This window comes from Blautia glucerasea, from assembly GCF_020537505.1.
GTDB lineage: Bacteria > Bacillota > Clostridia > Lachnospirales > Lachnospiraceae > Blautia_A.
In genome coordinates this window covers 173,187-192,936 of the sequence record NZ_JAJBMO010000001.1, presented here as the reverse complement: position 1 = coordinate 192,936, position 19,750 = coordinate 173,187, and the positions used below count along the sequence as shown (strand labels likewise).

At 43.8% G+C, this 19,750-nt stretch carries 15 protein-coding genes; 12 read left to right on the top strand and 3 right to left on the bottom strand.

Annotated features, from left to right (window positions below):
* Positions 1–5 precede the first annotated feature (5 nt).
* The 5 genes from LIQ05_RS00780 to LIQ05_RS00760 all read left to right on the top strand — a co-directional run bounded on the left by LIQ05_RS00780 (position 6) and on the right by LIQ05_RS00760 (position 7,199).
* Complete coding sequence (locus LIQ05_RS00780; protein ID WP_226817943.1) at positions 6–1,517, top strand: sugar ABC transporter ATP-binding protein; 1,512 nt, start codon at positions 6–8, stop codon at positions 1,515–1,517.
* 10 nt (positions 1,518–1,527) lie between these two features.
* A complete protein-coding gene (locus tag LIQ05_RS00775) occupies positions 1,528–2,505 on the top strand; it encodes an ABC transporter permease (protein ID WP_118577748.1) in 978 nt (325 codons plus the stop codon).
* Positions 2,506–2,686: 181 nt separating this feature from the next.
* Entirely contained in the window at positions 2,687–3,799 is a 1,113-nt protein-coding gene (locus tag LIQ05_RS00770) for a substrate-binding domain-containing protein (protein ID WP_226817942.1), read from the top strand.
* A 406-nt stretch (positions 3,800–4,205) separates the two neighbouring features.
* A complete protein-coding gene (rhaB, locus tag LIQ05_RS00765; RefSeq protein WP_226817941.1) occupies positions 4,206–5,609 on the top strand; it encodes a rhamnulokinase in 1,404 nt (467 codons plus the stop codon).
* 171 nt (positions 5,610–5,780) lie between these two features.
* On the top strand, positions 5,781–7,199 hold the full coding sequence (locus tag LIQ05_RS00760) for an arabinose isomerase (protein WP_226817940.1): 1,419 nt from the start codon (positions 5,781–5,783) through the stop codon (positions 7,197–7,199).
* A 166-nt stretch (positions 7,200–7,365) separates the two neighbouring features.
* Here the strand turns inward: LIQ05_RS00760 and LIQ05_RS00755 are convergent, their stop codons facing one another.
* Positions 7,366–9,207 carry a sensor histidine kinase gene (locus LIQ05_RS00755; RefSeq protein ID WP_226818054.1) on the bottom strand — a complete coding sequence of 614 codons (1,842 nt, stop codon included), beginning with the start codon at positions 9,205–9,207 and terminating at the stop codon, positions 7,366–7,368.
* A gap of 222 nt (positions 9,208–9,429) precedes the next feature.
* Positions 9,430–10,977 (bottom strand): response regulator transcription factor, encoded by a 1,548-nt coding sequence (locus tag LIQ05_RS00750; RefSeq protein ID WP_226817939.1) that lies wholly within the window; start codon positions 10,975–10,977, stop codon positions 9,430–9,432.
* A 324-nt stretch (positions 10,978–11,301) separates the two neighbouring features.
* Here LIQ05_RS00750 and LIQ05_RS00745 point away from each other — a divergent pair, with 324 nt between their 5' ends.
* The 4 genes from LIQ05_RS00745 to LIQ05_RS00730 all read left to right on the top strand — a co-directional run bounded on the left by LIQ05_RS00745 (position 11,302) and on the right by LIQ05_RS00730 (position 15,948).
* A complete protein-coding gene (locus LIQ05_RS00745; RefSeq protein WP_226817938.1) occupies positions 11,302–12,813 on the top strand; it encodes a sugar ABC transporter ATP-binding protein in 1,512 nt (503 codons plus the stop codon).
* Complete coding sequence (locus LIQ05_RS00740; RefSeq protein WP_148461193.1) at positions 12,813–13,808, top strand: ABC transporter permease; 996 nt, start codon at positions 12,813–12,815, stop codon at positions 13,806–13,808. The genes LIQ05_RS00745 and LIQ05_RS00740 overlap by 1 nt, the downstream gene beginning before the upstream one ends.
* A 2-nt stretch (positions 13,809–13,810) precedes the next feature.
* Complete coding sequence (locus LIQ05_RS00735; RefSeq protein ID WP_226817937.1) at positions 13,811–14,815, top strand: ABC transporter permease; 1,005 nt, start codon at positions 13,811–13,813, stop codon at positions 14,813–14,815.
* A gap of 110 nt (positions 14,816–14,925) precedes the next feature.
* The gene (locus LIQ05_RS00730; protein ID WP_226817936.1) at positions 14,926–15,948 is read left to right on the top strand and encodes a substrate-binding domain-containing protein; all 1,023 of its coding nucleotides are present in this window, start codon (positions 14,926–14,928) and stop codon (positions 15,946–15,948) included.
* Between the two features lie 111 nt (positions 15,949–16,059).
* On the opposite strand, the gene LIQ05_RS00725 is transcribed toward LIQ05_RS00730, so the two are convergent.
* Complete coding sequence (locus LIQ05_RS00725) at positions 16,060–16,443, bottom strand: DUF3783 domain-containing protein (protein WP_226817935.1); 384 nt, start codon at positions 16,441–16,443, stop codon at positions 16,060–16,062.
* A gap of 117 nt (positions 16,444–16,560) precedes the next feature.
* Between LIQ05_RS00725 and LIQ05_RS00720 the strand changes: the two genes are divergently transcribed.
* The 3 genes from LIQ05_RS00720 to LIQ05_RS00710 all read left to right on the top strand — a co-directional run bounded on the left by LIQ05_RS00720 (position 16,561) and on the right by LIQ05_RS00710 (position 19,582).
* On the top strand, positions 16,561–17,493 hold the full coding sequence (locus tag LIQ05_RS00720) for a helix-turn-helix domain-containing protein (RefSeq protein WP_226817934.1): 933 nt from the start codon (positions 16,561–16,563) through the stop codon (positions 17,491–17,493).
* 1 nt (position 17,494) lies between these two features.
* Entirely contained in the window at positions 17,495–18,013 is a 519-nt protein-coding gene (locus LIQ05_RS00715; RefSeq protein ID WP_226817933.1) for a hypothetical protein, read from the top strand.
* 282 nt (positions 18,014–18,295) lie between these two features.
* Positions 18,296–19,582 carry an ABC transporter substrate-binding protein gene (locus LIQ05_RS00710; RefSeq protein ID WP_226817932.1) on the top strand — a complete coding sequence of 429 codons (1,287 nt, stop codon included), beginning with the start codon at positions 18,296–18,298 and terminating at the stop codon, positions 19,580–19,582.
* Positions 19,583–19,750 lie beyond the last annotated feature (168 nt).

The window sequence follows — 19,750 nt, the reverse complement described above, 5'->3', positions numbered from 1 at the left end:
CGACAATGGGTGAAGTTATTTTAACTATGAAGGATATTGATAAGTCCTTTCCTGGAGTTCATGCCCTGGATCATGTTAATTTCGAAGTGAAACGCGGTGAAGTACATGCACTTATGGGAGAGAACGGAGCCGGAAAGTCCACACTGATGAAGGTACTTACCGGTATTTACCAGAAGGATTCCGGAACAATTACATATAAAGGCAAAGAGACAGAATTTCACAATACCCGTGAAGCTCAGGATGCCGGAGTGGTAATCGTACATCAGGAATTAAATATGATCGGAGATCTGACTGTTGCACAGAATATCTTTATCGGACGTGAACCGAAGAAGGGAATCCGTGTAGACGACAAGAAGATGATCGAAGATTCCAAGAAATTATTTCAGGATCTGAATATTGAAATCGATCCGAGAGAAAAAATGAGTAATCTTACTGTTGGTAAGCAGCAGATGTGTGAGATTGCAAAGGCTATTTCACACAAAGCTGAGGTGATCATTTTTGATGAGCCGTCAGCAGCTCTTACTGAGAAGGAGATCGCGGATTTATTTGAAATCATCAAAGACCTTCGTAAGAAGAATCTTGGTATTGTATATATCTCACACCGTATGGATGAGATCAAGGTCATCACAGACCGTGTAACTGTCATGCGAGATGGTGGCTATGTTGGAACCCTGATCACAGCAGACAGTACAAAAGAAGATATTATCAACATGATGGTTGGCCGTGTTATTTACGAAGATCCGAAGGATCATAGTATGGTTGCACCAGATGCTCCGGTTGTTTTGAAGGTAGAGCATCTGAACGCAGGCAAGATGGTTCAGGATGTAAGCTTTGAGCTTCGTAAAGGTGAAATCCTTGGCTTCTCAGGATTGATGGGAGCAGGACGTACCGAGACAGCCAGAGCACTGTTTGGGGCAGATCCGAAACAGGGCGGTAAGATTTCCATTATGGGTAAAGATGGACAGCTTCACGAAGTAACCATCAACAGCCCACAGGATGCTGTTAAATATGGTATCGGTTATCTGTCTGAGGACAGAAGAAGATATGGAGTTGTTGTCCAGAAATCTGTAACAGAGAACACAACCCTGGCTACCATGGAAGAATATTGCAACGGCTTATTCATCAACAAAGCAAAAGAGAAAAAAGTTACAGAGAGATATGTAAAAGAGCTTGCAACCAAGACTCCTTCTACAGACCAGCTGGTAGTGAATCTTTCCGGTGGTAACCAGCAGAAGGTAGTTATTGCAAAATGGCTTACCCGTGACAGTGAGATCCTGATCTTTGATGAGCCTACAAGAGGTATCGACGTTGGTGCGAAGAATGAGATCTACAAGTTAATGAGCAGGCTTGCAGCAGAAGGAAAATCCATTATTATGATTTCCTCTGAAATGACCGAGATTCTCCGAATGAGTGACCGAATCATCGTTATGTGTGAAGGTAAGGTGACAGGAAATATTGATATTTCTGAAGCTACACAGGAACACATCATGAATAAGGCGACACGGAATATCGATTAAGGAGGACGTCATGACTAAGAAGAAAAAAAGTATTTTAAGTGATCAGAGATTTATTGTTTTGCTGGTTATCATTGCATTGTCTGCTGTTTTCTCCTTTATGAGTAAGGAGTTCAGACAGTACACCACAATCCTGAGTATGCTGGATTTCTCATATTATGACCTTCTGATGGCAATCGGTGTTACATTCCCGCTTATCACAGGCGGTGTAGACCTGTCAATCGGAACTGGTATGGTATGTTACGCATTGATCGGCGGAACACTTGTAAGAAGCAACAATGTTCCAGTAGTAGTAGCAATGCTGCTCTGTGTAGTGCTTGGAATTGCAATCGGCGCATTGAACGGTGTTCTCATTGGTATCATGAACCTGCCGCCATTCCTTGCTACTCTTTGTACCTGTATGATTACCCGTGGTGCTGGTTCTCTTTGCAGTGCTACACCATGGCCAACACTGAATCAGCCAGGCGGATGGTTCCATTCCATCTTTAAACTGACAATTGGACAGGGAAGAAGCGCTTCCCGTTACCCACTCGGTTTTCTTTGGATGATCCTTCTGGTAATCCTGATGGAGTTCGTTCTGAATCATACAAAATTCGGACGTTACACCATCGCAATCGGTTCCAACAAAGAAGCAGCTGCTCTTTCCGGAATCAATGTTAAGTTTTATCATGTAATGGTATACGTAGTTTGTGGTCTGTTTACCGGACTTGCAGCTATCGCATACGCAGCAGTAACTCCTACTGTACAGCCTGGTACTGGTGCCGGACTTGAGATGGACGCAATCGGCGGTGTATTCGTTGGTGGTGTTGCAGCTTCCGGTGGTTATGGATCTGTAGTAGGAACTCTGGTAGGTATTTTCGTAATCATGCTGTTAAAGACCGGTCTTCCATATGTCGGTCTGCAGGCAAACTGGCAGCAGATCATCACAGGTGTTGTATTGATCGTTGCAGTATTGATCGATATCCTGAAAGAGAAAAAAAGTGCACACTAACAACTGAATTATACAGGCTGGCTTACAGACAGTCAGCCTGAAGAAAAGTAAAATTCTGTTTATAGGCAGAACAGCTGGTAAACAGCAACAATTTCATAACGGATGTGAAGCGTCGGAGAGTGTAGCGGCGTATCATCATAAAAAACTATATAATTATTTTATTTCAAGGAGGAAGTAGTAAATGAAAGCAAAAAAAGTTATGGCATTAGTACTCTGTGCAGCAATGGTATCTGGTTTAGCAGCAACAACTGTTATGGCAGCTCCGGAAGATCAGTTTGAAGGACTTACAGCTAACGAAGCTTATGAGTTCCCTATGATGGTTAAATCCTTCCAGTCTACATACTGGGAAGCAGCTATGAAAGGTATGGACAAAGCAGCTGAAGAATTAGGTGTTACTTATACAGCACAGGGACCGAACAGTGAGTCCGATATCGCTGACCAGGTTAACATGATCAATACAGCTATCGCAGCTAATCCTGTTGGATTAGGACTTGCAGCTTGTGATACATCTTCTGTTCAGAAAGCTCTTCAGACATGTGTTGACAAAGGAATCCCGGTTGTTACATTTGATACAGGTATCGCTGATGCTCCAGAAGGATCTGTAGTTTGCGAAGTCTGCACAGACAACAATCAGGCTGGTTCCGTAGCAGCTGAGAATATGTATCCGGCAATCAAAGACGTTATCGCTAATGCTGACGGACAGGTTATCATCGGTGAGGTTAACCAGGATGCTACAGCTCTTAACATCCAGCAGCGTGGTACAGGATTCATCAACAAGATGATCGAGCTGGTTAAAGCTGATGGAAAAACAGTAGCAGTTAAAGGTAATGAGTTCTATGTAAACGCAGCAGAAGGTGCTGACGCAGAAGAAGCTGACGCAGACGTTGTTATCCAGGTTGCAGTTCCGGCACAGACAACTGTAGAGCTTTGCTCCACAGAGGCTCAGGCTATCCTTTCCCAGGAAAACTGTATCGCAATCTTTGGTTCCAACCAGGTTTCCGCAGAGGGTGTTCTTGCAGCTAACGCTAACCTGAACGTTCTTGGTTCTGACGCAGCTAACGGCGACGTTATCGGTGTTGGTTTCGACGCTGGTTCTATCATTAAAGCAGCTGTAACAGATGGCACATTCCTTGGTGCAGTTACACAGTCTCCTCTGATGATGGGCTACTATGCAATCTATGCTCTGACAGCAGCAGCTAACGGACAGGAGCTTGAGGATGTTCCTACAGCTGGTTACTGGTATGATGCAACAAACATCGACGCTGAAGACATCGCTCCAAACCTTTATGACTAATTAAAAAGTTAAGAGACGACACAACGTCCAATGTTTGCAGGCTTTTAAACTGTGAATGAAACAGACCCCTGGGGCATTGCCCCGGGGGTTTTCTGGGTGAAAGAGGAATTATTGAAGCATGGAAAATGTTATCACGATCTTCCGGATCCTTTATGTGAGCATTTTCTTGTGAATATAGTATTCTGTTTGCAAATAAGGACACTTTTTTAGACAAACAAGGTTCTTATTTATTGATGGATATTATAGTACTATGATATCATCAATTAGAAAGGCAGTTGTATGAGGAACATTAGGATTGGTACGTTATTGTTTATGGAAAATGTTCAATAAGACATTTGTGCGGAACAATAAGACAGGAACCTTGAGACATACAGCGTAATTTTACAATTGAGGAGGATTTATAAAAATGGCAAAATATTATTTAGCAGTAGATATCGGCGCTTCCAGCGGACGTCTGATCCTTGGACATCTTGAGAATGGAAAGATGGAGCTTGAGGAGGTTCATCGTTTTGAGAACGGAATGGTAAAGAAAGACGGCGAGCTTTGCTGGGAGTTTGACAGACTTTTCCAGGAGATCAAGAACGGTCTTAAGAAATGTAAAGAGATTGGCAAGATTCCGGTAAGCATGGGGGTTGATACCTGGGGGGTTGACTTCGTACTGATGGACAAGGATGACAAGGTTCTTGGAAATACAGTAGGATATCGTGATCACAGAAATGAAGGCATGGATGAGGAAGTATATAAGACAATTTCTCTTGAGGATCTTTATGCACGTACTGGTATCCAGAAAGCAATTTTCAACACTGTATATCAGCTGATGGCTGTGAAAACAAAACATCCGGAATATCTGGAACAGGCTGAAACTATGCTTCATGTACCGGATTATTTCCATTATCTTCTTACAGGCAAGAAAACCTGTGAGTATACAGAGGCAACAACAGGCCAGCTGGTAAATGCAGAAACAAAGGACTGGGACTACGAACTGATCGATAAACTTGGATATCCAAGAAAAATGTTCCAGAAGCTGATCATGCCTGGTACCAGTGTCGGACATTTCACAGAAGAGGTAAAAGCAGAAGTTGGGTTTGATGTAGAAGTTGTAGCACCGGCTACACATGATACCGGATCCGCGGTTCTTGCGGTTCCTGCAAACGACGACGATTTTATTTATATCAGCTCCGGAACATGGTCACTGATGGGAATTGAAAGAGAAAAAGCTGACTGCTCCAAGAAGAGCTGTGAGATGAACTTTACAAATGAAGGTGGTTATGCAGGAAGATTCCGTTATCTGAAGAATATCATGGGACTTTGGATGATCCAGTCTGTTCGTCATGAATATGATGATAAATATGGATTTGCAGAAATCTGTCAGATGGCAGAGGAAGCGAAAGATTTCCCATCCAGAGTAGATGCAAATGATGAGTGCTTCCTTTCTCCGGAAAGCATGATCGAAGAGGTTAAGGATTACTGCAGAAGAACCGGACAGAAGGTTCCGGAAACTTTAGGAGAAATTGCTACTGTTATTTATACCAGTCTTGCTGAGTGCTATGCAAAGACAGCAAAGGAACTGGAAGAGATGACAGGAAGAACCTTCAGCCGTATTCATGTAGTTGGCGGCGGCTCCAATGCGGGCTATCTTAATGAGCTGACTGCAAAAGCAACAGGCAAAGAGGTTCATGCAGGCCCTGGAGAGGCAACTGCAATCGGTAATATTACTGCTCAGATGTTAAAAGCAGAAGAGTTTAAATCAATCGAAGAGGCTCGTACTACCATTCATGAGTCCTTTGGAATTAAGGTATATCAGGCTTAATGAAAAGTTAAAACAGCCGGGATATACGATCATTTGTATAATGGCATTTGAGGTTATGAAGCTGCGGCATATGGGCAAACAGATTGTTTCTGAACCTATGAGCAATAAGCGTTATGTTTGCAGCCTGAATCACAGATGCATAATATATCAAATTAAACAGGAGGTACTACTATGTTAGTAAACACAAAAGCAAAGGTTGGTGTATTTTCGATTGCTTTAGGCGCATATCTGCCTCAGTTCCCGTCACTGGTGCCAGAGTTTGAGGCTCAGTACGAGGCATTCAAGAAAACAATTCCGGATACCGTAGAGATCATCGACGGAGGAATGGTAACAACAAAAGAGCAGTCTATGGTTGCAGGAGATAAATTCCGTGCAGCAGACGTAGATCTTGTTTTCCTTCAGATGTTAACCTATGCTACATCCTACAATATGCTTCCTGCAATCCGTGACCTTGATGTTCCGGTTGTTCTGGTAAACGTTCAGAAACTGAAAGCTCTGGACTACGATCACACAGACATTGCTACATGGCTTGGCGAAGGCTATGCCTGCGGTGCTGTTGGAGAAGCTGTTGCAGACCTTGAGAGAGCTGGCAAGAGACACGCTGTTATCACAGGTGTTGTAGAAGGCGGAGATCCAGGCGTTCAGGCTGAGATTGAGGACTGGTGTAAAGCAGCTCAGGTTAGAAGAAGATTCCGTGACACAAACATTGCACAGATCGGAAGACCTTATCCTGGTATGATGGACCTTTACATTGATGAGACCAACCTGTATAACAGAATGTTCCTTTATACCAAACAGTTTGACTGGGAGAAAATGTGGGCGATCGCTGATGACATCACAGATGAGGACGCGATCCGTGCAAAAGCTCAGGATATTCTGGATACCTTTGATATCGAAGGCGGCGGAACAATCGAGAAAGTATGGGATATGGCAAAATATGTTGTAGCATTTGAGAAATGGGTAAAGGACGAGCATCTTGGAATGATCGCTTCCCATTATGACGGATTTGCACAGGGCAAGGCTGGTGTCCTTGACAGCATGCTGATTCCGGCATTCTCCATGCTGATCAAACAGGGTACTGCATGTGCAGTTGAGGGTGACATGAAAGTTGCTATGGCAATGAGTATTCTGAAGACGATTTCCGGTACAGGCCAGCTTTCCGAGATGTATTCCATTGATTTCAATGATGACATCTGCATTATCGGTCATTCCGGAAGTGGTGATGCTGATATTTCTGATAAGAAACCTACTATGAAGATCGTACCAGTGTTCCATGGCAAAACAGGCGGTGGATATCTGACTCAGTTCTATCCATACACAGGTCCGGTTACCTATCTTGCAATCACACAGGATGGCGACGGACGCTTCAAATTCGTTGTTGCTGAAGGAATCAACGAGGAAGGACCAATCCTTTCCTTTGGAGATACTAACATGAGAACTCGTTTTACATGTGGCGCAAGAGAGTTTGTAAACCGCTGGAGCGAAGCTGGCCCGACTCATCATATGGCAGCTGCAACAGGCAGACATATTGATACAATCCTGAAGGTTGCTAAGATCTTCAACGTACCGGTTGATATCGTGACCAGATAATTTTCGCGCTGTGTAAACAATAGCAATAATAAGACCATCTATATGGTTTTGTGCACATATTCATATTCAATGAACGGGAGAGCCTGCGGACTCTCCCGTTTGTTATCTTCTGTGAAATTCCATACAAAAAGCACCGCCTGCGTAAGACGGTGCTGAAAACATCAGTTTACAGGGGCTTTGGCGTTTCGCCAGAGGTTTCATCCCTCTTCGCTGGAATCCGAATCTGTACCTCGGTTCCTTTCCCTACATCACTGGAATAAGTCAACCCATAATTCGCTCCATAAAGTACCTGAAGTCTTCTGTGGGTATTATAAATGGCAATATTGGTTCCACCTGAAATACTGGTTCCCTCTCCGGAAAGAATCACGGGCAGCTTATCTGGTGCAATTCCAACTCCGTCATCGGAAATCAGAAGCACAATATCCCCATCCTCCATCCATCCGGTAAGTACAATGGTTCCAGACTTAGATGGCTTTTCCAGAATGCCGTGGAGAACAGAATTCTCTACAACTGGCTGCAGAGTCAGCTTGGGAATCTGGTATTCCATCAGCTCGTCCGGGATGTCGGAGATAAAAGAAATACTGTCATGGTAGCGCATGTTTTGCAGATGAACATAAATAGAAACATGCTCTTCCTCCTTGGCAATAGTGCTGATTCCCTTTTTACGGCTAAGCGTCAGCTTGTAAAAGCGGGAGAGGCTCTGCACAGCGTTGCATACCTCGGAAGTACGGCCCTGCTGGGCCATCCAGTTGATCATATCCATGGTATTATAAAGAAAATGAGGATTGATCTGGGCTTGAAGGGAATTGAACTCTGCAATGCGCAGATCCTCTGCAGCCTGGGCCTGTTTTTCCATCAGCTGGTTCATTTTCCTTGTCATATAGTTGTAAGTGTCGATAAGATCACCGATTTCATCGTGGGCACTTGGGCTGTCCATAGGAACCGGCGGGCCATGACGCACTGTCCGCATCTGGCTGATGACGGAGGAAATTCGCCCTGTAATGGACTTTGACAAAGTGCTGGCAAGCAAAAAGGCAAGCACCAGAACTGCAATATAAATGGACAAAAACTGTAGTACCAGAATATTACTCTGTGTGATCAAAGGCCGGGAGGGCAGGACCGTCACCATAAACCAGCCAGGCTGTTTGATCCGGTAGAATCCAACGTAAACAGTCTGTCCCAGAATATCCTGCTCCACAAAACTGTTGGAAGACATGTAGGATTCCATAATCTTGTCATAATCCAGCCAGTAAATTCCTGCAAGGGAATTACTGGAAGCGGACACCAGGTTATTTCGTTCATTCATAATGTAGGAAACACTGCCGTCCAAAGTCAGATTTCCGGATAAGATCTGCTGAAAATCATCTCCGGAATAATAAACTGCCATGTAAGCATCATAAGTTCCGCTGTCATAGATTACAGAGGCGTGGGTAATGTAGGCCTGATCCCCGTATGCCTTCTGCTCCCTGGTACCAAGATAGAAGGAAGGACAAAAAAGCTGGGAAACGCGGCTTCCACGGAAAATACCGTACCAGTAGGTTCCCCGCACCTGGCTTAGGGGAAGAAAGGTATCCTTCAGATCTTCGGAATCAAGCAGTGCATTCATATCCGAAGGCGAATCCTTTGGCACCTCCAGATAAATTTTGACATTGGTGACAGGCGTATCGTCGATCAGCTGATCTATTTTCCGGGAAAAAGATGCTGCATCCTGGGAATCTGCCAGATCTGTGAAGGATCCGGTTATGGCATTCTTAAAAAGTGTCTGGTAAAAATCCAGGGAAGAAATCTCATCACTTACATCCAGGATCTTCTGAATGGATTCCTCAATCAGCGGGGCTGTTTCTGCAGACCGGTCCTGCTCCTGGCGGATGGTGTAGGAAACCACCATGTCATAGGCCCTTCCATAGAAAAAGAAGATAATGGCAATTGCAGGAATCGCCACGATCAAAAGAAGTACCAGGGTAAACTTAGACTGCAGGTTCAGATCCTGGTACCATTGCTTAAACATGCGCAAATCATTTCACACTCCTTAATAATATATAGATGTTTTGCGATACATAAAAAATTCAAAGGGATTGCGCAGGAAACTGCGCCTGCCTTCCCAAGCTGTTTTTGCTTCTGTGCCCTTGTTATAAAAGCTTTGAGAATGCTGGGGACAGATAGGAACAAGAAAGTCCCTCAATTTAATCTCAAAAATGGAAATTGAGGGACTTAAAAGCCATATAAAAACCTAACTCATTTTCTCCCTATACTCAGAAGGGGAGAATCCAGTATATTTCTTAAAACTCTTGCCAAAATAATTTCCATCACTGTAGCCCACCCGCGAGGAAATATCCGTAATCTTATACCTGGGATCCGCTAGCAGCTGCTTGGCTTTTTCCATCCTGTATTCAGTAAGATACTGGTTCAAGGTCTGACCGGTCTCATTCTTAAAGAAGGTACACACATAAGAAGTAGATAAAAATACATGATCGCTGATATCCTTTACGGACAAAGTTTCATTCATATATTTCTGGCCTATGTAATCCTTGATCATAAAAATGGTGGAATTTTCTTCCTCTGTATTAGCAGCTGCCTGAAAAAAATTCTCCGTTTTTTTAACCAGCTTCTGATGCAGCTCACGAAAGGAAAAAATCTTTTCCAGTGCATCCATCAGATTCTCCTGGGTATCTGACAAGGTGACCTTCAGCTGCCTGGATGCCTCGTCTAAGGCCCGGAACAGCTTATAATAAAGATCCTTTGCCTGGTTTGGCAGAGTATTCTGGTTCAGGTCATAATATAGGAAAAGATTCTCCAGAAAGCTATCTGTCTTTTTCCGGTCCTTCCCAATAAGAAGAGTGAGAAATTTACTTTCTGGGCTGGCAGGAATCTCAGCTGCTTTTTTGGAAGTGGCAGCCTGATAAAAGGGTGACAAAAAAACGCCAGCCGGGAAAAAGAAGCTGCTCTGCAGTAAAATGACTGCAGAAGTATAGGACTGATATGCTTTGGAAATTCCTGTCACAATATCTCCGGCTGTAATACAGAATCTGGTGTAGCGGGAATAGAGATTACAGAAAAATTCCTCGATACTTTTTTGCACAGCAGGTCCAGGGGCAGGTCCAAACAAAAAGTAAACCATATACTGCACATGCTTCTCCACAAAAATGCAATCTATATGGAAGGGTTTCAAAAATTCCCGTACAGACAGGTACATGGCATTTGCCTCCGAAAGGGGAAGCTCCTCCTCTGTATCCGTCTTAAGCACAATTGCGGTAAAAGTGGTGGAAGCGCTGATGGAAAGGGGCAGCTCGGCCATCAGCTGGTTAATGCTTTCCCTGGCTTGGGCGTAAGGCTGTGTGAGAAGAAGAGCCAGACGGGAAGCACTCTCCATGGAATGAATGGACTCATTGTGTCTGGTGCGCTTTTTCTCCATACAAAGATCACGGGCTTCGGTAATGGCATCCCGGATTTCCGCTGGGTTCAGAGGCTTCTCAATATAATTTACCGCTTTTAGCTTGATGGCTGCTTTTAAATATTCTTTATCCGAATAGCCGCTCATAAAAACAGGAACAATATCCGGGAGAATCTCCTCCAGGCGTTCCAGCATGGCAATTCCATCCAGACGGGGCATACGCACATCACACAGAACGATGTCTGGCCTGTGCACTCTGGCAACTTCGATTCCGTTCATCCCATCATCTGCCTGGAGTACTTCCTGGATTCCGATGGACGGCCAGTCGATAGAAGAGATCACACCGGTACGGGTAAGTTCCTCGTCATCTACGATCAGTAATTTCATAATGAATCTCCATATAACTATTCAGTAGGTACTATTCCGCGAGGCTTTTTTGTGAAGGTACCGAACAGCTACATCTCCGTTATATTTTTCCGGGAAATCCCGGAGACCTTAATTGGTAAAAAATCATTTCATTTATCATACCACAATTATATCCAAAATACGATACCAAAACCACCTCCTTTTGTGGAAAATTTAAAACCTGGTAGAAAATTTTACCCATTAAGTGGAAAATATTTTACCCTGTTTCAAAATATTTTCCCATTTTCAAACAAAGTGCACAGGTGGTAGAATATAAGCAGATTAAGAAAGGGAGGAGAAAAAGCCGTGTCTGAATATGTTCTTGAATTAAAAGGCATTACGAAAATTTTCCCCGGCGTAAAAGCACTGAACAACGTACAGTTCCAGTTAAAGCCTGGCGAAGTTCACGCACTGATGGGCGAAAACGGTGCAGGTAAATCTACCTTCATTAAAGTAATTACCGGTGTACATAAAGCAGAAGAAGGCGAAATGTACCTGTTTGGAGAAAAAGTGGATTTCAAAGGTCCGAAGGATGCACAGGAAGCAGGAATTGCAGCTGTTTACCAGCACCCCACATCCTATCCACATTTAACAGTAGCTGAAAATATTTTTATGGGACATGAGATCAAGAAGAATCACATGATCCAGTGGAAGGCCATGAATGAGGAGGCAAATAAGCTTCTGAAGCAGCTGAATGCAGATTTCGATTCCACAGCAGAAATGGGAACCTTAAGTGTGGCCCAGCAGCAGATGGTTGAGATCGCAAAGGCATTGTCCACAAATGCAAAGATCGTGATCCTGGATGAGCCGACTGCTTCTCTTACAAAGAGAGAATCCGAGGAGCTTTACAGAATCGTAGATCAGTTAAAAGAAAAAGGAGTTTCCATTATCTTCATTTCCCATCGTTTTGAGGATATGTACCGTCTGGCAAGCAGAGTTACCGTATTCCGTGACTCCCAGTACATTGGTACCTACGATGTAGATGGAATCACCAATGCAGACCTGATCAAAGCCATGGTTGGCCGTGAGATCAAGGATCTGTTCCCGAAACCGGAGGTTCAGATCGGTGATGAAATGCTTCGTATCGAGCACTTATCCCGCACCGGATATTTCAAAGATGTTTCCTTCAATGTACACGCTGGCGAGATCGTAGGTCTTACAGGTCTGGTTGGTGCAGGTCGTACAGAGGTTGTAGAGAGCGTCTGTGGAATTACAACTCCAGATGAAGGAAAGGTTTATCTGGAGGGAAAAGAAGTACATATCAAACAGCCGTCTGACGCAATGAAGGAAGGAGTTATCCTTCTTCCGGAGGATCGTCAGAAGGAAGGTCTGATCATGAGCTGGGGACTTGGAAGAAACGTAACACTTCCAACTATCAGCAAATATGCAAAAAAAGGCTTCAATGACGAGAAGACAGAAAGAGATCTTTCCAAGAGACTTCTGGAAGAGGTTGATACCAAGGCAGTGGATATTTTCCAGCCGGCAAGCTCTCTGTCAGGTGGTAACCAGCAGAAGGTCGTAGTTGCCAAGGCACTTAGCCAGGAGATGAAGGTGGTCATCATGGATGAGCCTACAAAGGGTGTTGACGTTGGTGCCAAAGCTGAGATTTATGCGATCATGGGTGACCTTGCAAAGAAAGGTTATGCCATCATCCTGATTTCTTCTGAAATGCCTGAAATCCTTGGAATGGCTGACCGAATCGTTGTTATGTGCAACGGACGTAAGACAGGTGAGCTTGGAAGAGGAGAGGCAACCCAGGAGATGATCCTTGAGCTGGCTATGGAGAAAGGTACAACAGGAAAGGGGGCAGCTAACTAATGGAAAAGAAATCTTTCATGAAAAAGCTGACAGGTTCCCGTGAAGCACTGCTTGCAGTGATCCTGGTTCTGCTTTTCGTAGTAATCACAATCATCAGCCCGTCATTCCTTACATTCAAGTCTCTGACGGATATGCTGAAAAACAATGCGGTAACAATGGTAATGTCACTTGGTATGCTGTGTGTAATGCTGGTAGGCGGAATTGATATTTCCATCATGTCTACTCTGGCACTGACTGGTATGTCAATTGGTATGCTTCTGAAATACGAGCACATTTCCAGTACTTTCCTGGCATTTGTGATCGCACTGGCAATCGGAATCGCATGTGGTTTCCTGGTAGGTCTTGTGATCTCCAGAGCGGATGTACCTCCGATCATCGCAACAATGGGCTTCATGTACATTTACCGTGCAATGGGATATCTGGTTTCCCACAACGGTGAGTGGGCAAGTGCAGCAGCCCTTGGTAAATTCAAAGATTTTGCAACAACAAAATTCCTGGGAATGAGCCTTGTAATCTGGGTGATCATCCTTTGCTATGTGATCTTCTTTGTATTCATGAAATGGACTACCATCGGAAGAAGAATCTACGCAGTAGGAAGTAACCCAAGTGCAGCTGAAGTTTCCGGTATCAATGTAAAGAACATTAAACTTCTTGTTTATACCATCATGGGTCTTCTTGCTGGTCTTGGTGGAGCCCTTCAGGTTTCCATTTACGCTTCTGCAATGCCTGATATGCAGCAGGGCGGTGAGATGGATGTTATCGCAGCCTGCGTTATCGGTGGTGTAAGCATGAGTGGTGGACGTGGTACAGTACTTGGCGCTCTTCTTGGATCCCTGATCCTTGCAACCATCGCAAAGGCACTTCCGCTGATCCCATTCTTCGATCAGCTGTGGCTGAATACCATCAAGGGTGTTATCATTCTTGTAGTAGTTGTTGTAAACATTGTTTTACAGCGTACAGCTGACAAAAATGCATTAAAGGGAAGGGAGATGTAATCATGGCTGGAAAATCTGGAAGAAGTATTAACAACGTGCCGAAAAGCCCTGTGAAACAGATGATCTTCAGCTGGGAAGGCATTCTGGTACTCCTGTTTATTGCAGTAAATATTTTCTGTGCAAACTTTTCCGAGTTCTATAATCTGAAGAGTCTGCTCCGTCAGATGCCTGTTTATCTGGCAGAAATCTTCTTGATGCTGCCGATGGCATACATTCTGGTACTTGGCGAGATCGATATTTCCGTTGGATCTATTGTGTGTCTCTCCGCAACAATGGCTTGTATCGTGGCAAACACTGGAGCTCCATTTATCATGGTAATCCTTGCCACACTTCTGGTTGGATCCCTTTGCGGTGCTGTAAACGCATTTGTTCTTACCAGATTCGAAGAACTGCCTCCAATGATCGTAACACTTGCAACCCAGATTATTTTCCGAGGTATTGCAGAGATCGTTCTTGGAAGCGGCGGAAGTATTTCTGTAACAAACACAGAAGGCTTTGCTGCACTTGGTGGAAAAGTAGGACGTGTTCCTTACATTCTTTTCCTGGTTCTGATCCTTGGAATCATCGCAGCTGTTATCCTTGGAAAATGTACTTTCGGACGCAGGGTATATGCAATCGGTACCAACCGTCTTGCTGCTTACTACTCTGGAATCCACGTACAGAAGATCCGCTTCGTGATCTATACTCTGATGGGAACCATCTCCGGACTGTGTGCACTGTTCCTGATGTCTTCCTCATTCGGTGCAAATACCACAACCGGTAATGGATTTGAGATGGATGCCATTGCAATGGCAGTATTCGGAGGAATCTCCTCCACAGGTGGTAAAGGTAATATCGCCGGCGGTCTGATTTCCGCATTTATCATCGTCTGCCTTCGTGTTGGTCTTGGACAGAGAAATATTCATCCGCAGGTTATCCTGTTGATCATCGGTGTGCTTCTGATCGGTGCAGTTGCACTTCCGAACATCATCAAAGAGATTCAGAAAAAAGCAAAAACAGCAAAATAAAAAATCCTTAACGAACTCATATGTAACCTTATAAAGCTTGTAAACTGCTTCGCAGAAGGCGGAGCAGTTACAAATACAAAAACTATATTATTCCATGGGAGGAAAAAAACATGAACAAAAAAATCGTAAGCGCAGTTCTTTGTGGAGCAATGATCCTTGGATCCGCAGTTCCAGCTATGGCAGGTTCCGCTGACGGAAAGAAAATCGCACTGGTTGGTAAATCCGCTGGTAATGCATTCTTCGAAATCGCTGCAAAATCTTTCGTAGAGACAGCTGAAGCAGAGGGTGCTACCGTTGATACTGTTTACCCAGAGGCAGCTACAGCAGATGCTCAGATCAAAGTTCTTGACAACCTGATTTCTCAGGATTATGACGCAATCTGCATCTCCGCAAACGACGTAAACGCTCTTCAGGCTAAATTACAGGAAGCTATGGATGAGGGAATCAAGATCTCCTGCTTCGACTCCGCTACAAACCCAGACAGCCGTCAGATCTTCGTCAACCAGGCTGGTACTGTTGCTGTAGGACAGGCTCTTCTTGATGCTTGCCTTGATATCTCTGGTGGAGAGGGACAGTTCGCAATTCTTTCCGCTACTTCTCAGGCTGCAAACCAGAACGCATGGATCGACGCTATGAAGAAGATCATGGAAGAGGATGACAAATATTCCAAGCTTGAGCTTGTAGAAGTTGCATACGGCGATGACGAGCCACAGAAATCCACAGACCAGACAGCAGCTCTTCTTGAGAAATATCCGGATCTGAAAGTTATCTGCGCACCGACAACAGTTGGTATCGCTGCAGCTGCTAAATACCTTCAGGACAACGGATCTGCTTGCAAACTGACAGGTCTTGGACTTCCATCTGAGATGCTTGAGTACACAGGTGCTGATGATGAGCATTCCTGCCCATACTTCTATCTGTGGGATATGCAGGGCCTTGGAAAACTTTCCGCTCTGACAACAATCGCTCTGATCAACGACGAGATCACAGGTGCTGTTGATGAAACCTTCACAGCTGGTGACCTTGGCGACTACACAATCACAGCAGCTGATGACGGTGGTACAGAAGTAGTTCTTGGTGCTCCACTTGAGTTCAACCCAGACAACATCGAAGAGATGGCGAAACTGTACTAATCAGACCGTTTAAGATTAGATGTTAATAAAGAAAAGGCCCTGCCGAGTGCAGGGTCTTTTCGCGTCCTGGATTTTCAGACACGCTCTAAATGAAGCAGATCTTGATTTGGCTTATTTGTGTGAATGCATCTCTGTATGTTCTTTCATAAGCTCATCATGCAGCTTCAAAGAATCCCAGTGAACTGTCACTGGTGTAAGCATAGCTTTTAAGTTCACTGGCAGCAGGCCATTTTCCTTAAAGAAAGCCAGAAATTCATCCAGCTGTTCACTGGAAAAATCCTTCAGCACCATCATTTCTTCCTGAAAATCTTTTCCAAGGTTAAATACCGGATTCTTAGAAAACCCAGGAATCTCGAAGAGAAATCCGAGATTTTCCAGGTACTCTGGCTGCTGTACCATGCGGAATGTGATTCTGTGCCGGTTCAAATATCTACGGATCTGGCGAAGACGCTCCTCATCTTTAAAGTTATATAATAAAATCTGGGTTTGGGACATAAGTATCCTCCTTTTTGCGTTTATCTAAAAAGAGAATAGCAGAAAAATTCCCTTTTTACAAGGAAAGTGTGGTATGATAAAAAGAACTATATATTGAATTTTGTTATAGGAGACTACATGGCGAAAAAACGAAAAATGAAAATGGAATTCCGCTATTACCAAATGCAGGATGGAATCCCCATTCTGGCACTTCTTGGTGAAAAGTGGGTGCAGAATTATGGAAGGGATGTGGATTACCTTCACTTTCATAACTATCTGGAAATCGGTTTCTGCTACAGTGGCGAAGGAGAGCTGGTGTTAGGAGAAGAGCCTGTACGCTTTGCAGGGCGGGAATTTACCATTATTCCACCAAACTTTCCCCATACGACCACCAGCGATGTGGGAAATATCAGCAAATGGGAATATCTGTTTATCGATGCGGAAGGCTTTTTGCAGGTGGCTGCAGGAACGCCTCTCAGGGCAGAAAAAATGATCCAGCGTATTTATTCAAAAGCACTTTGCCTGAAAGAATCAGAATATAAAAGCCTTTCAAACAAAATAATCAAGATACTGGAAATTATGCGCACCAGTGATGAGTTTTATCTGGAAGAGGCCAAAGGAGTACTATTGGCACTGCTTGCAGAAGTGGCAAGAATGAACCGTTCCTCTGAGGAAGAAAATATTGAGGAAAAAGGAAAGATCACCAATATGATTTCCAGGTCTATTGACTATATTTCCCAATGTTATATGGAGGATATCCGAATTGGTGATCTGGCAAAAGCCTGTCATATCAGTGAGACTCATTTTCGCAGGGTGTTTACCTCCTATATGCATATGAGTCCTCTGGAATATATTAACAAGGTAAGAATTCAGACAGCCTGTGAGATCCTGAAAAAGACGGATGAGTCTATCGCAGATATTGCCTACAAATGCGGTTTTACAACCAATTCCACATTTAACCGGAATTTCCGCCAGCTGATGGGAATGTCGCCGGCAGAGTGGCGGAAGCGCCCGGAAAATTACGAGCAGCAGCTCTTGAAATTTGATATTCATTCAGAGAAAGGATGGTAATATGTACGATTATAAAATAGTAGAACAGGTGACAAGAAAGAAAAAGAAGCTTTCCGGGGTATTAAAAAAGACCATGGTTTTCTTTGCAGTGGTATTTGTGGTTATGGGAATCACCATATCCCAGGCATTTATGCTGGCAGGCTTTTGCCTGGCAGGGCTTTACTTCGTCTATGGGACCTTTTGCCAGAGAGACTACGAATACACCATGGAAAACGAGAAGCTCACCATTGATGTGATCTATGGAAATAAATACCGCAGGACAGCCCATGAGCTGGATCTTCGCCAGCTGGAAGTGGTAGCTCCCCACTGGCACCAGGCAGTCGAGAAGTATAAAAAGAACGGCGGAACAGAACACTTGAAGAAATTCGACTATACTTCTTACGAGGATGATACGCCCTATTATACTATGATCATTAAAGAGGACGGACACAAGATCAAATTACTTCTGGATCTAACTGAAGAAATGCTTCACACCATGAAAACTAAATATCCGCAGAAAGTCTTTTTTTGCATAAAATAAAAATAAAAGAATGTGAATAATTCACAAAATATACATATAAAGTTTGTGAAAAAGTACAGAAAATCAATTATAACATGTGTACTATAGTGGAAAAATGATATATGTTTCGTGAACATGACGAAAAAAAGTGAAAAAATGAACGAAATAAGAAAAAGCCTAAAACACATATAATGGTCGAAAATGCACATTATATGAGCGGTATTGCATACATCACCCTATATGCGGATGGTATAATACATTCATAAGAAATACAGAGAAACAATTTTAAGGGAGGATATTTCTATGAAGAAAAAAGTACTTACCGTATTACTTACAGGTGCAATGGTAGCTTCCATGGCAGCAGGAGCAACAGTTGTATCTGCAGAGGACAACGACAACACATTAACCGTATGGGCATGGGACCAGAACTTCAATATCAAATCCATGCAGATCGCAGCTGATCAGTATGCAGCAGATCATGAAGGCTTTTCAGTAGATATCATCGAGACCTCTTCTGATGACTGCCAGACCAAGCTTACGACAGCAGCTAACGCTGGTGACTACAGCACACTTCCGGATATCGTTCTCATGCAGGATAACAGCTATCAGAAATTCCTGAAAGCTTATCCGGATGCTTTCACAGACCTGAAAGATATGAATATTAACTGGGATGATTTCGGAGCTTTGAAACAGTCCTATTCCATGGTAGATGATACACATTACGGTGTTCCATTTGATAACGGTGCTGTTATCGCCTGCTACCGTACCGATATCCTTGAAGAAGCAGGATATACACTGGATGACCTTACAGACATCACATGGTCCAAATTCGAAGAGATCGGTAAAGATATTCACGAGAAGACCGGCAAATACCTTCTTACCAGCGAAGCAACAGGCGGCGATACCCTTATGATGATGATCCAGTCCTGTGGTGCGAACTTCGTTAACGAAGACGGCGAAGCTTACATCGTTGGCAATGAGACAGCTGAGAAATGTATCGACCTTTACACAGAGCTGGTTCAGAACGACGTTGTAAAACTTGTAAACAACTGGGATGAGTACATTGCAACCATCACAAGCGGTGAGGCTGCTGGTATTGTAAATGGTAACTGGATCACAGCTACTCTGATGTCCACAGAGGATCAGAAAGGCTTATGGGGAATCACCACAATGCCTAAGGTTGACGGCGTTGACACAGCTACCAACTATGCAAACAACGGCGGATCTTCCTGGTATATTACCTCTAACTGCAAGAATGTAGAGCTTGCTGAGGACTTCCTTGCAAGCACATTTGGCTCCAGCACAGACTTCTATGATGCAATCCTTCCTGAGACAGGTGCTATTTCCTGCTATCTGCCAGCTGGTGAGTCTGAAGTTTACAACGAGCCAAACGAGTTCTTTGGCGGACAGCCAATCTTCTCAACAATCGTAGAGTACTCTTCTCATATTCCGGAGTTCACAAAGACTCCATATCACTATGAGGCAAGAGAGTGCGTGAACACAGCTGTTGTTAACATCGTAAACGGAACAGCTAAGGAAGACGCTCTTCAGGAAGCACAGGATACACTGGCATTCAAGATGACTGAGTAATTCTTTCCGGGACAAGTAATTGAAATTAAATAAGAATTAATTATTAGGAGGCGGGGGACTGCTAAGTAGTCCTCCGTTTTCTGTTCAAAGAAAATGCCTGTTACTCCATACAGGCGTCTATCTAACAGTTGTACGGCTGAGCAAAAGGAAGTCACATAAAAACATTTT

Excerpts from the sequence above, each read along its gene's own strand:
- LIQ05_RS00780 (WP_226817943.1), top strand. The coding sequence starts at position 6 with ATGGGTGAAGTTATTTTAACTATGAAGGATATTGATAAGTCCTTTCCT.
- LIQ05_RS00720 (WP_226817934.1), top strand. The coding sequence starts at position 16,561 with ATGGCGAAAAAACGAAAAATGAAAATGGAATTCCGCTATTACCAAATG.
- LIQ05_RS00725 (WP_226817935.1), bottom strand. The coding sequence starts at position 16,443 with ATGTCCCAAACCCAGATTTTATTATATAACTTTAAAGATGAGGAGCGT.
- LIQ05_RS00770 (WP_226817942.1), top strand. The coding sequence starts at position 2,687 with ATGAAAGCAAAAAAAGTTATGGCATTAGTACTCTGTGCAGCAATGGTA.
- LIQ05_RS00775 (WP_118577748.1), top strand. The coding sequence starts at position 1,528 with ATGACTAAGAAGAAAAAAAGTATTTTAAGTGATCAGAGATTTATTGTT.
- LIQ05_RS00755 (WP_226818054.1), bottom strand. The coding sequence starts at position 9,207 with ATGTTTAAGCAATGGTACCAGGATCTGAACCTGCAGTCTAAGTTTACC.
- LIQ05_RS00740 (WP_148461193.1), top strand. The coding sequence starts at position 12,813 with ATGGAAAAGAAATCTTTCATGAAAAAGCTGACAGGTTCCCGTGAAGCA.
- LIQ05_RS00735 (WP_226817937.1), top strand. The coding sequence starts at position 13,811 with ATGGCTGGAAAATCTGGAAGAAGTATTAACAACGTGCCGAAAAGCCCT.
- LIQ05_RS00750 (WP_226817939.1), bottom strand. The coding sequence starts at position 10,977 with ATGAAATTACTGATCGTAGATGACGAGGAACTTACCCGTACCGGTGTG.
- LIQ05_RS00715 (WP_226817933.1), top strand. The coding sequence starts at position 17,495 with ATGTACGATTATAAAATAGTAGAACAGGTGACAAGAAAGAAAAAGAAG.
- LIQ05_RS00760 (WP_226817940.1), top strand. The coding sequence starts at position 5,781 with ATGTTAGTAAACACAAAAGCAAAGGTTGGTGTATTTTCGATTGCTTTA.
- LIQ05_RS00710 (WP_226817932.1), top strand. The coding sequence starts at position 18,296 with ATGAAGAAAAAAGTACTTACCGTATTACTTACAGGTGCAATGGTAGCT.
- LIQ05_RS00730 (WP_226817936.1), top strand. The coding sequence starts at position 14,926 with ATGAACAAAAAAATCGTAAGCGCAGTTCTTTGTGGAGCAATGATCCTT.
- rhaB (WP_226817941.1), top strand. The coding sequence starts at position 4,206 with ATGGCAAAATATTATTTAGCAGTAGATATCGGCGCTTCCAGCGGACGT.